The sequence below is a fragment of the Marinobacter iranensis genome, assembly GCF_029207565.1.
GTDB lineage: Bacteria > Pseudomonadota > Gammaproteobacteria > Pseudomonadales > Oleiphilaceae > Marinobacter > Marinobacter iranensis.
Genome location: NZ_JANCMW010000003.1, coordinates 61746 through 74450 on the forward strand (window position 1 = coordinate 61746; position 12705 = coordinate 74450).

Below are 12705 nucleotides of genomic sequence, written 5' to 3' on the forward strand. Positions count from 1 at the left end.
AATCTGGTTGCCTGTTGAAACCAACTCCAAAATCCGGGGCCAAGCGGGGACGGGGTTCCGAAACCGTGCGGAGCCATGGATGGCGGAGCCCGAGCGTACAGGGACGTATTCAAAGCGTGTTTCGGAATACCCTGCCCGCTTGCCAATGCACACAGTTAATAAAAAGACCGGAGAGACCCCATGGAAAACGGCACCCACTATCGTACCTGTCACCTGTGCGAAGCCATGTGCGGCGTGGCGATTGAGGTCAGGGATGGCCATATCACCTCCATCAAGGGCGACGAAGACGACCCGTTAAGCCATGGCCACATCTGCCCCAAGGCCGTCGCCCTGCAGGACCTCCATGAAGATCCGGAGCGGCTGCGCAAACCGGTACGCCGCACTAGCGATGGCTGGCAGGAAATGGAATGGAACGAAGCCTTTGATCTGGTGGCAGACCGCCTGCACAGCGTGCGCAAGGAACACGGCCGCAACAGCATCGGTGCCTACCTGGGCAACCCGAACGTACATAACCACGGCTCCCTGGTCGCGACAACGCCGTTTCTCCGGGCTTTGGGCACCCAGAACCGTTTCTCCGCCACCTCCAACGACCAGTTGCCCCATATGCTGGCAAGCCTGGAGATGTTTGGCCACCAGATCCTGTTCCCCATCCCAGACATCGACCGCACCGACCTGTTTATCTGCATTGGCGCCAACCCCATGGCCTCCAACGGCAGCCTGATGACGGTACCGGATTTCCGGGGCCGCCTCAAAGCCCTCAAGGGCCGCGGCGGCAGGATGGTGGTGGTCGACCCACGCCGCACCGAAACCGGCAAACTGGCGGACGAGTTCCATTTTATCCGCCCGGGGACCGACGCCCTGTTGCTGATGGCGATGGTGCACACCCTGTTCGAGGAAAACCTGGTCAACCTGGGCCACGCGGAACCCTTTACCAAAGATGTGGACCTGGTGCGCCTGGCCGCCATGAGCTTCACACCGGAAGCCGTCAGTGAGCATACCGGCATGCCCGCCGCAGACATCCGCAACCTGGCCCGCCAGCTCGCCACCACGCAGCGAGCCGCCCTCTACACCCGCATGGGCACCAGCACCCAGGCCTTTGGCGGCGTTGCCACCTGGCTTGCCTATGTGCTCAATATCCTGACCGGAAAGCTGGATAGCACCGGCGGTGTGATGTTCACGCAGCCCGCCATTGACCTTGTCGCGCTGGGCGCCATGTCTGGCCAGAACGGGCATTTTGGCAAACGGTTCAGCCGGGTGAAGAAACTGCCGGAGTTCGGGGGTGAATACCCCTCCAGCACCATGGCCGATGAGATTCTGACACCGGGTGAGGGCCAGATACGCGCGTTTGTGACGGTGGCGGGCAACCCGGTACTCTCGAGCCCCAACGGTGGCCGTCTCGACGAAGCTTTCAGCGGGCTGGATTTCATGGTGTCGGTAGATTACTACCTGAACGAAACCACGCGCCACGCGGACGTTATTCTCCCGCCGACAGCGGGACTTGAGCGCAGCCATTACGACCTGATTTTCAGCATGTTCGCGGTTCGCAACACCGCCAAATACAGCCCTGCCCTGTTCGATGCCGGCAAGGACACCCGCCACGACTGGCAGATATTGCTGGAACTGGCGCACCGCCTGGAGAAGAAAAGAAAAGGCGGCCGCCTGCCCCTGCGCGCGGAAATGGGCTGGCGCGCGTTCAAGCAGATCGGGCCGGACCCGATCCTTGACCTGATGTTGCGCTCGGGGCCTTATGGCACCGATATCGGGCCAGCACGTGGCCTGGCCCAGCCCGCGATCGACCTGGTGATGGACATTCTCCCGAAGCGTCACCCACTGCAGGGCCTGGCGAAACTCAGCCCGCTGAACCGACACTGGCAGGACCTGCCCAAGGGACTTTCAATCAATGCCCTCAAGGAGCTACCCAATGGTGTGGACCTGGGACCACTGCGGCCTTGTATGCCCGGCCGGCTGTTCACCCGTGACGGCAAGGTGAACCTGGCCCCCCGCCGTTACCTGCAGGACCTGGAACGCCTGCACTCGCTGCTGTCTGCCACACCCGTCGACAGCCTGTTACTGATCGGGCGCCGGCACGTGCGCAGCAACAATTCCTGGATGCACAATAGCCAGCGGTTGGTTAAGGGCAAAGAGCGCTGTACCCTGATGATCAACCCGAAAGATGCCGCCCGTTGTGGCCTGCAGACCGGTGACTCGGCAGAGGTTGGTTCAGCATCCGGCCAGATCGTATTACCGGTGGAGATCACCGAGGATATTATGGCGGGCGTGGTCTCCGTGCCCCATGGCTGGGGCCACCACCGGTCGGGCACTGGCCAGAGTGTGGCCGTTGCCCATGCTGGCGCCAGCATTAACGATGTACTGAGCGACCAGGAAACAGATCTGCTCGTGGGTACATCCGTACTTAATGGACAATCTGTTACTGTGAAAGCCTGGCGCGCAGACCACCAACGAAAACGGGCCCGACCCCCTCAAGGGAGAACTCTATGCCTCAGTGGCTCCAATGGACATTGATCGTCGCCGGCCTGCTGGCCATCGCATTGCTCGCGGCCTTTATTGCCCGCCAGTTCCGCACCCTGCAGGACAGCAAAAAACGGCAGGAGAAAACCGAGGCCTTCCAGAAAGAACGCCGAGGCAGCATGATAGAAAGTATCCGGGTATTGTCCATGGCGGTGGAGGAGGACCAGATCGAGTATTCCGAAGCCTGCCTGAGGATCAAGGGACTGCTGGATCACGTGGCCCCGGAACTGCTGGCGCAATCACCCTTCCGGGTCTTCCAGGAGGTGCATGATCAGATCCAGCACATGCCCACCCACCGTGCGCGCCAGGAAACCGAAACCCGCTTTGTGGAAAAAATGGACAGGGAGCGGCTGGCGGTTGAGGAAAAGCACGCCGATGCCATTCGACGGGCTGCAACGGCCCTTCGTCATCATCAGTTCTAGACTGTGTCTCAAAGCCGGCCCACTGGAGCTTTCCAAGTATTTTTGTAACAGTTTGTAATCGGTTTTCGTCACCACAACCACGATTAGCTTTACAAATCAACCTCTTCAGATACTACGAAAATCTGACGCCTTGCTCACTAACCAAACCCCAACATGACTGGCTTTTATTTCCTTCCATATTGGCTAAGTTTAGAACAGGACGTTGCCAATACTGACCCTGCAACGGTTCTCGTTGTTTTCTCCTGAACACGTTTGGTTTGATCTGCAACAAGCGGGTGAGCTTGCCGGCCTTAGGGCCGGCTTTTTTGCGGGGCTGGAGAAATCTGGTGGCAGGTGGTTACTGATTCATCATCCCTGCCATGGCCATGATGCTGTCCTTGCTATGCACAAGCTCGTCAAACTGCTCTTCCACCTTCTTCCTGTTCAGCCCGAGGGATTCATAGAACTCATCCGACACCTCCTCCCCGGTTCCCCCCAGCGCCACACCACGCCTGGTCAGCAATTGTCGGCCCAGCCACAGCAGTTTGCTGTAAACCGCGTGAGGACCATCGTAGTCCGGGTTCTTCTGGTTGCGGATCGCCAGGTTGACTTCGTCTGGCATGCCCCAATTCTGCATCAGCTCAGCCGCAATCTGCTCACGGGTCACGCCCAGCAGGAAATGCTCAATCAGTGACGAATCAATATGGGGATTGGCTTCCAGAGAGCGGCAAACCAGCTTGAAGTGGGGCGGGAACACCTGCGCCAGCACCAGGTAACCAAAATTGTGCAGTAGCCCGGACAGGTAGGCCAGGCCAAATACCGGGCGCTCGCCACGGGGCATCATACTGGCCAGGATGCCCGCCGACTGCGCCTGCCATATCGCCTGCTGCCAATAATCCACGTAGCCTTCAGGGTGGTCCTGGGGCTGTTTGAGGGCGCGGCCCAGGGACAGGCCCATAGCCAGGTTCATCACCAGATCGAACCCCAGGATTCTTGAGACGGCATCATGAACCGAACGCACCTGCCCCGCCGCGGCATAAAACGACGATGACGCCCAGCTCACCACCTGAGCTGCCAGGCTGGGATCACTTTCCACTACGTCAACCAGGTCGCCCATTACGGCATTGGGGTTGACCCGCAGGTGGATGATGCGTTGGGCGGTTTCCGGCAGGGGAGGCAGTTCCAGCGTGTCTTCCAGTCGCTGCTGGATACGCAAAGTGGTAAACCGGCGAATGGCGGAGTGCAGTTGGTCCCGGTCCTTCTCGGGGCTGTTGAGATTCACCGCGATGGAGTCCCGCGCCACCGCAAACGATTGGCGGTCAGCGGCAACCGTTATAGTCCGGAATTCCTCCCCGGGCATGACCATGCAAAGGTTCTGGTCGCCAAGAACCAGCGCAACGGACACCAGCTCATCAACCCGCTCATCAACAACGGTTGGCCAGCCCGTGAGGGACGGCAATGCCGGCAGTTCTGTCAGGCCGGAACGCTCCCGTACCCGTACCTGTTCCCGCCGCTTCATCACGCGCAGGTCCCGCCCCAGCTGTTTGTTCAGGGCATTGATATCCAGCAGGTCATCCTGGCGGCAAATCGCCTGGAGGTTTCCTTGTTCGTCAGTGAGCAACACCATTCGCAACAGTTCATTGTCCCGGGCCTGGCTCACATCCCTCAGGGAAACGCCGGCAGCAGATTCACCCAGTGCCTGCCTGACTGCGACAGGTAGCTCCATAAGTTTCTCCCAAAATGTAGACGGTGCCCCGTTGGACACATTGGTTTCACTCAGTATAGGGCACAAACAGCGACCCGACTTTGACCTGAGACCGGTTTCCGCATGCTTCTGGCACCAGCGCAAACAGTTCTTATACGTCGCCGTAGCGAATTCGCTCACCCAGCCAGCGGCGGATCAGGCCATTGACCAACGCCGGCTGTTTCATCAGGGAGGGCGCCATTTCACGGATCGGCTCGATCCAGCCTTTGTCCCGATCAAAGTCCGCCAACCGGAACTGCATCATGCCGGTCTGGCGAGTGCCCAACACTTCTCCCGGCCCACGTATTTCCAGATCTTTTTCGGCGATCACGAAGCCGTCCTGGCTGTCTCGCAGGGCCTGCAGGCGCGCCTTGCCATTCAGTGACAGCGGTGGGTGGTACATCAGCACACAGAAACTGGCCTCTTCGCCCCGGCCAACCCGGCCCCGCAACTGGTGTAATTGCGCCAGCCCCAGGCGCTCCGGGTTCTCGATGATGATCAGCGAGGCATTGGGTACATCCACGCCCACCTCGATAACGGTGGTCGCCACAAGCAGGTCCAGTTCGCCGTTCTTGAACTGCTCCATAACCGCCGCTTTTTCGGCCGCTTTCAGGCGGCCGTGGACAAGGCCCACCTTCAGGTCCGGCAGCCGTTCCGCCAGTTCCTCTGCCGTCACTTCCGCCGCCTGGCACTGCAACGCCTCGGATTCCTCAATCAGTGTACACACCCAGTACGCCTGGCGGCCCTCCTTGCAGGCCTTCCGTACCCGATCGGTGACATCGTCACGCCGGCTGTCGGGAATCGCGATGGTTTCAATGGGCTTACGGCCGGGTGGCAACTCGTCAATCACCGAGGTATCCAGATCCGCATAGGCACTCATGGCCAGCGTACGTGGAATCGGGGTTGCTGTCATAATCAGTTGGTGTGGTGCCATGGTGCCGCCAACACCCTTCTCCCGCAAGGCCAGCCGCTGGTGCACGCCGAACCGGTGCTGCTCATCCACAATCACCAGCGCCAGGCGGCTGAAGGCAACGTCTTCCTGAAACAGGGCATGGGTGCCGATAACCACGGCGGCCTCACCGCTGCCAACCGCCTCCAGGGCTTCCTTTCTCGCCTTGCCCTTGATCTTTCCCGACAGCCACGCCAGGCGAATGCCCAGCGGCTCCAGCCAGCCGCGGAAGTTCTGATAATGCTGTTCTGCAAGAATTTCAGTGGGCGCCATCAGGGCCACCTGGGCACCGGCCCCGATCGTCTGCAGGGCCGCAAGCGCCGCCACCACGGTTTTGCCGGAGCCCACGTCCCCCTGCACCAGCCGCAACATGGGAACCGGCTGGCTGAGGTCCTGGCGGATCTCGCTCATCACCTGACGCTGGGCACCGGTGAGGCTGAACGGAAGAAGATCGAGAAAGCGTTCCGGCAGGTCGCCGGTGGGAAGCAATGGCAAGGCTTCCCGGGCCTGAACCTGCTGGCGTACCTGCAGCAGGCTGAGTTGGTGGGCAAGTAACTCCTCCATCACCAGTCGCTGCTGGGCCGGGTGGCGCCCTTCCATCAGCAGGTGGACTGGAGCGTTGGCCGGCGGTGAATGCACCAGCCCCACCGCCTCAGTGATGCCCGGCAGTTGATAGCTTGCCAACAACTCCGCGGGCAACCATTCCCGAATGGGATAGCGTTTCAGGTAACCCAGGGCCTGCTGGCACAGACTGCGGACCCTTGGCTGCTGGATGCCCTCAGTCAGGGGGTAGACCGGCGTAAGGGTGGCTTCGCCTTGCGCCGGCATCGGCGGGGGGTTGACCTGGTACTCCGGGTGATAGAATTCGTAACCGGCACGCCCCGGCCGAACTTCACCAAAGCAGCGCACTCGCACCCCTTCGGTCAGTTGGTTCTTCTGGGCGGCGTTGAAGTGGAAGAAACGCATGACCAGGAAACCGCTATTATCCTTCAGGGTCACCTGCAGGCTGCGGCGCCGGCCCATGACCAAGTCGGTTTTCATCACCTCGCCTTCCACTACCCCGACATCGCCGATACGGAGATTCCCCATGGGAATAACACGAGTGCGGTCCTCATATCGATGCGGCAGATGGAACAGCAGGTCCTGGAGCGATTGGATGCCCAGTTTCGACAGCTTTTCCGCCAGGGCACTACCAACGCCCTTCAGGGTGGTAACAGGGATGTCATCCAGTGATGTCATATCCCGGCTCAGGCGGTTGCGGCCGCAGCCGGGGTTTCAATCTTCGCTTTCTCGATCACCCGGCACTGGCTGGCCGCCAGCGACAGCACATCAATCGCCTTTGGTCTCGGAAAGGTGACTCGCCAGGCCAACGCCACCGTACGGTAGGGCACCGGCGCCGCGAAGGGCCTGACCGCGAGGATGCTCTCGTCATATTGCATGGCCGTTGCCGCAGACAAAGGCAGAACGGTGATACCCAGGCCGGAGGCGACCATATGGCGAATGGTTTCCAGTGAACTGCCTTCGGTTACCAGCGAGGGAGCGGCGGCACTGGGATTACGGGTGACCGCCTCCACCAGCGGTGGGCAGGACTCCAGCACCTGGTCGCGGAAACAGTGGCCCGGACCGAGCAGCAGCAACTGCTCCTGCGCCAACTCTTCCGCTGTCAGGCTCTCACGCCTGGTCAGCGGGTGACCTCCCGGCAGGAGCACCACAAAGGGCTCGTCATAGAGCGGCAGGGTGACTACCTCGGGCTCTTCAAACGGCAGCGCGATGATGATGGCGTCGAGGTCTGACTGGCGCAGCTTCTGGCGCAGGGTCGCGGTGTAGTTTTCCTCAATGTAGAGCGGCATGTCCGGTGCCGCCCGGCGCAATTCCGGCAGCAGATGCGGGAACAGGTAGGGGCCGATGGTGTAGATGGCACCCACCTTGAGGGGCGCGTTAAGCTGGTTCTTGCCGTCCTGCGCCATATCGCGGATAACGCCCACCTGGTCCAGAACCCGCTGGGCCTGGTCGATGATACGCTTGCCGGTTTCGGTAACCCGGATGCTGTTCTTGCTGCGTTCAAACAGCGGGATGCCCAACTCATCCTCCAGCTTCTTGACGGCCACACTGAGAGTCGGCTGGCTGACATGGCAGCGCTCGGCGGCGCGGCCAAAATGCCTTTCCCGGGCAAGGGTAACAACGTATCTTAACTCGGTGAGAGTCATGATGGGCTCCGGTCAGAATTCGTCCAGGTCAGAGATCGCTTAAACGTTCCGTTAATTTATTAGCCAAAGCATAAGGATTGATATTGTCTATGGCAATCACTGAACACAAACAAACGCCTCGAATACTGGTGGCTGGTTGCGGCAAACTCGGCGGAGCGATAGCAGAGCGGCTTTCCCGGCAAGCCGATGTATTTGGCTTACGGCGCGACCCGGCCCGGGTTCCCCAAGGGGTTCGACCCCTTGGCGCTGACCTGATGCACCGGGAGCAGGTAGCATCGGTATTGCCAGACGGTGTCGATATTGTGATCTATTGCCTGACGCCCTCCAGTTACGATGAGGAGGGCTACCGCAACGCCTATGTTCGTGGCCTCGAGAATCTTGTCTCCGCCCTTGGCTCCCAGCCACTCGAACGCCTGATTTTCGTGAGCAGCAGCAGCGTCTACTCCCAGAACGACGACTCCTGGGTTGACGAGACCAGTCCCACAGAGCCCGCCCGGTTCAGCGGCCAGATGATCCTTGAAGGCGAGCAGACGGCCCTGAACAGTGGCAATCCCGCGACAATTGTAAGGTTCAGCGGTATTTACGGGCCCACGCGAAAGCAGTTTCTGGAGGCGGTCGTGAACGGCCGGATGGACCCGGCGTCGCCCGCTCCGTTCAGTAACCGCATTCACGAGGCCGACGCCGTGGCGGCGGTGTGTCACCTGGTAAACCGTGCATTGGCTGGAGCATCACTGGATCCGTGTTACCTCGCCAGCGACTGTGAGCCGGTGAGGCTCGATGAGGTGGTGGCCTGGGTGCGGGAGCAGTTGCCCTGCGAGCCCCCCGAGCCCGATGCCCGCATAGGCGGTCGTGCCGGCAGTAAACGATGCAGCAATCAGCGGCTTCTGGATACCGGCTTTCGTTTTCGTTACCCCGACTTCAGGGCCGGCTACCGCGAAATGATTGCGGACCGCCTGGAGGAAGGGTAAGCGGGGCAGTCATAAAAAAGGCGGCCCGCAAGCCGCCTTTCCTGGAAGACCGGGCTGTTATCAGCTCAGCACCATCACCGCTTCCATCTCTACCGGCACGCCCTTCGGCAAGGCGGCCACACCCACGGCTGCACGCGCCGGGTAGGGCTCCTGGAAGTAGGTGGCCATGATCTCGTTTACCGTTGCGAAATTGCTCAGGTCCGTCATGTAGATGTTGAGTTTGACGATGTCCTTGAGCTCACCGCCACTGGCCTCGCAGACCGCTTTCAGGTTCTCGAACACCTGGCGGGTCTTGGCGGCGAAATCACCCGCGACCACTTCCATGGTCTCCGGCACCAGCGGAATCTGTCCTGACAGGTATACGGTATCTCCCGCTTTCACTGCCTGGGAGTATGTACCAATGGCCTGTGGCGCATTTTCAGTCTGTATTATGGATTTATTGGTCATGACCTTGGGACCCTCTTTTTCAAAACGCCAATCGTCGCCCTTGTGTGGCTGGCGTGTCAACAGGCCAAACGTCGTGCCCCTGGCCTGCTGACCAGCGACCGTTTCAGTGCCTTACCCGATTGATATGGGTAACAGCGCGAATATTCCGGATCCGCCGCATAACCCTGGCAAGGTGCCGGCGCCCGTTCACATGCACCACCAGGCTGACAATGCCCAGCTTGGCGTTCTGTTCTTCCACGTTGATGCGCTCAATGTTGCCGTCTGCCATGGCAACGGCATTGGCAAGTTCCGCAATCACCCCACGCTGGCGCTCGAGTTCTACCCGCAGCTCAACGGAAAATTCGTTGGCAATGTCCTTGGCCCACTTCAGGTGAGTCAGTCGCGCTCTTCCCTCACCGCCTTCCGGCAACCGGGAGCAGGTATCCGAGTGAATCACCATGCCGTTGCCGGAGTCCATGATACCAACGACAGGGTCACCGGGAATGGGCTTGCAGCAGCTCGCAAACCGAACCAACAGGCCCTCGGTGCCACGAATGGTGACCGGGCTGTTGTCGGCCTTGTCCATGATCGGCGCTGATGCGGTGTCCGAGGCTTCGTCCTCAGTGCTGCCGCTGACCAGTTGACGGGCCACCAGATAGGCCATGCGGTTGCCAAGGCCGATGTCGCTGATCAGGTCCTCGAAACTGTCCACCTGGTTGTGGCTGACCACCGCCTGGACCTGTTGTTCACCGATCTTCGACAAACTGGTTCCGAAGCCCTTGAGGGATTTCTTGAGCAGGGTCTTGCCCAGATCCAGGGATTCGGCCCGCTTCTGATTCTTGAGGACGTGGCGAATACTGCTGCGAGCCTTGCCGGTGACCACGAAGCTTAGCCACGCGGGATTTGGCCGCGCACCGGGTGCGGTAATGATCTCGACGGTCTGGCCGCTTTGCAGGGGCTGGCTCAGGGAGCCGAGATTGCGGTTTATGCGGCAAGCCACACAAGCGTTACCGATGTCGGTATGGATGGCGTAGGCGAAATCCACCGGTGTGGCACCGCTGGGCAACTCCATGATCTTGCCCTTGGGCGTAAACACATAGATCTCGTCCGGGAACAGGTCCACCTTCACGTGCTCAATGAACTCCAGGGAGTCGTCCGCACGCTCCCGCATTTCCATCAGGCCCTGCACCCAGCGGTCCACCCGTGACTGATTAACGCTGGTGACACTGGAAGGCTCATTCTTGTACATCCAATGGGCCGCAATACCATTGTTGGCAATGTGCTCCATCTCCTCGGTGCGGATCTGGATTTCGATATTCACATGCATGCCAAACAGCGTGGTGTGCAGGGACTGGTAGCCATTGGCCTTGGGCATGGCGATGTAGTCCTTGAAACGCCCTGGCAGCGGCTTGTAGAGACTGTGCACGGCACCAAGGATGCGGTAGCAGTCGTCTTCGGTGTCGGTGATGATGCGGAAGGCGTACACGTCCATGATTTCATGGAAGGACTTCTGCTTGAACTTCATCTTGTTGTAGATGCTGTTCAGGTGTTTTTCCCGGCCCAGTATCCGGCCTGGCAGGCTGCGCTCCTCCAGTTTTTCCTGCAGCTTGCCACGGATATCGTCGATGATTTCCCGGTGACTGCCCCGTAGCTTCGCCACGGCCTTGGAGATGTATTTCGACCGCATCGGGTATAGCGAGGAAAACCCCAGGTCTTCCAGCTCGGTGCAGATGGAGTGCATGCCCAGCCGGTTGGCAATCGGCGCGTAGATATCCAGGGTTTCGTTGGCAATGCGCTGGCGTTTCTCGTAGGGCATGGGCCCCAGGGTGCGCATGTTGTGCAGGCGGTCCGCCAGTTTGACCAGGATCACGCGAATATCACGCGCCATGGCCAGGGTCATCTTCTGGAAGTTTTCGGCCTGGGCCTCGGCACGGGAACGGAATTCAATCTGGGTCAGCTTACTGACGCCATCCACCAACTCCGCCACATCCTCGCCAAACTGCTCTGACAACGCATCCTTGGGGATACCGGTATCTTCAATAACATCGTGGAGCATGGCCGCCATCAGGCTCTGGTGGTCCAGCTTCAGGCCAGCGAGGATACGGGCAACCGCCAGGGGGTGGGTAATGTAACGGTCACCGCTTTTGCGCATCTGCCCTTCGTGGGCCTGTTCGGCATAATAGTAGGCTCTTCGCACCTGGTTGATGCGATTGGTATCAAGATAGGTGCTGAGTTCATTGGCCAGCACATCAACCGTTGCCTCTGCCGACACCGCGCCTCCGTGGGAATCATAAATGTCAGGGATAAAAAAACCCGAATGCATGCATTCGGGTCCTTCCGACGTTCTTCCGGTCATGTCTATAGATACACTATAAAACCGAAAGAACAGATTTCAATGCCTTAAACGGGTTACTGGAAAATATTCCCGTCTCCAGCACTCTATCAACCTTACTCGTCGTCATCCTCATTGAGAAGATCGCGAGTGATCTTGCCTTCGGCGATTTCGCGCAGGGCAATAACGGTTGGCTTGTCGTTCTCTTCGGCGACCAGTGGCTCAAAGCCCTTGGTTGCGATCTGGCGGGCGCGCTTGGTGGCCAGCATAACCAGCTGGAACCGGTTATCAACGTTTTCAAGGCAATCTTCAACGGTAACTCGTGCCATAACATCCCCGACAATAGCAAAAATGACTGATTTCAGCAGACCGCGTAGTGTAATGCGACCGGCTCAATTTGTATACAGGTAAAACTCGACCTTCAGTGGCGCTCGGACAGCCTGGTCAGCAATCCGGAATGCCTGACCTGTTGGGCCTGCATACGCAGCCGATGGCAGCGAACAATCGACAGCAGATCGTCCAGCGCAACGTTGAATTCGTCGTTGACCACCAGGTAGTCGAACTCCACCGCGTGGCTGCATTCGTCCGCAGCCTCATTCAGGCGCCGCTCCACCACCGCCGGTGCATCCGTTCCACGGCCATTCAGGCGCTCGTACAATGCCTCCGGCGAAGGCGGCACAATAAAGATACTAACGCAGTCCGGTATCAGATGGCGCACCTGCTCCGCGCCCTGCCAGTCGATTTCCAGGATGACATCCTGGCCCGTGGCCAATGTCTGCTTCACCCAGACCTGGGAAGTGCCGTAGTAATTCCCGAAAACATCCGCATGCTCCAGAAACTCGCCACGGTTAATCATCGCCTCGAATTCCTCGCGGCTGACGAAGTGGTAGTTAACGCCGTCCTGCTCACCCTTGCGCATGGCCCGGGTGGTGTGAGACACGGAAACGCCCAGTTTCTCGTCCTGCTTCAGCATTTCTGCCACCAGGCTGGTTTTACCGGCACCCGAGGGGGCGGAAATCACGTAAAGCGTGCCTTGTTCTGATTCCTGGCTCATGGGGCAAACAACTCCGGGCCTTGACGGGGTTACAACTGGCGCGGGACAACCCGAGCACCACAATGATGAAGGCGGGATTATACGGCGTTTACGCG

General features: G+C 59.6%; 10 protein-coding genes. 3 read left to right on the forward strand and 7 right to left on the reverse strand.

Going from position 1 to position 12705, the window contains the following annotated elements; translation table 11 throughout:
- The first annotated feature begins 180 nt into the window (after positions 1-180).
- On the forward strand, positions 181-2523 hold the full coding sequence (locus NLU14_RS06740; RefSeq protein WP_275705441.1) for a molybdopterin-dependent oxidoreductase: 2343 nt from the start codon (positions 181-183) through the stop codon (positions 2521-2523).
- Positions 2496-2951, forward strand: coding sequence for a DUF2489 domain-containing protein (locus tag NLU14_RS06745; protein WP_275705442.1), 456 nt, complete (start codon positions 2496-2498; stop codon positions 2949-2951). Before NLU14_RS06740 ends, NLU14_RS06745 begins: the two co-directional genes overlap by 28 nt.
- Before the next feature lie 337 nt (positions 2952-3288).
- On the opposite strand, the gene NLU14_RS06750 is transcribed toward NLU14_RS06745, so the two are convergent.
- The 3 genes from NLU14_RS06750 to NLU14_RS06760 form a co-directional block, all read right to left on the reverse strand.
- Positions 3289-4656 (reverse strand): HDOD domain-containing protein, encoded by a 1368-nt coding sequence (locus NLU14_RS06750; protein ID WP_275705443.1) that lies wholly within the window; start codon positions 4654-4656, stop codon positions 3289-3291.
- A gap of 130 nt (positions 4657-4786) precedes the next feature.
- Positions 4787-6862, reverse strand: a complete 2076-nt coding sequence (recG, locus tag NLU14_RS06755) for an ATP-dependent DNA helicase RecG (protein ID WP_275705444.1) — start codon at positions 6860-6862, stop codon at positions 4787-4789.
- An 8-nt stretch (positions 6863-6870) separates the two neighbouring features.
- Complete coding sequence (locus NLU14_RS06760) at positions 6871-7830, reverse strand: hydrogen peroxide-inducible genes activator (RefSeq protein ID WP_275705445.1); 960 nt, start codon at positions 7828-7830, stop codon at positions 6871-6873.
- An 89-nt stretch (positions 7831-7919) separates the two neighbouring features.
- On the opposite strand from NLU14_RS06760, the gene NLU14_RS06765 reads away from it, so the two are divergent.
- Entirely contained in the window at positions 7920-8798 is an 879-nt protein-coding gene (locus NLU14_RS06765; RefSeq protein ID WP_275705446.1) for an NAD-dependent epimerase/dehydratase family protein, read from the forward strand.
- Positions 8799-8858: 60 nt separating this feature from the next.
- Here NLU14_RS06765 and NLU14_RS06770 read toward each other — a convergent pair whose 3' ends face one another.
- The 4 genes from NLU14_RS06770 to gmk form a co-directional block, all read right to left on the reverse strand.
- Positions 8859-9245, reverse strand: a complete 387-nt coding sequence (locus NLU14_RS06770; RefSeq protein WP_275705447.1) for a RidA family protein — start codon at positions 9243-9245, stop codon at positions 8859-8861.
- 103 nt (positions 9246-9348) lie between these two features.
- A complete protein-coding gene (locus tag NLU14_RS06775; RefSeq protein ID WP_275705448.1) occupies positions 9349-11496 on the reverse strand; it encodes a RelA/SpoT family protein in 2148 nt (715 codons plus the stop codon).
- Positions 11497-11672: 176 nt separating this feature from the next.
- On the reverse strand, positions 11673-11885 hold the full coding sequence (gene rpoZ / locus NLU14_RS06780; RefSeq protein WP_275705449.1) for a DNA-directed RNA polymerase subunit omega: 213 nt from the start codon (positions 11883-11885) through the stop codon (positions 11673-11675).
- A gap of 92 nt (positions 11886-11977) precedes the next feature.
- The gene (gmk, locus tag NLU14_RS06785) at positions 11978-12610 is read right to left on the reverse strand and encodes a guanylate kinase (RefSeq protein WP_275705450.1); all 633 of its coding nucleotides are present in this window, start codon (positions 12608-12610) and stop codon (positions 11978-11980) included.
- Between the last annotated feature and the right edge of the window lie 95 nt (positions 12611-12705).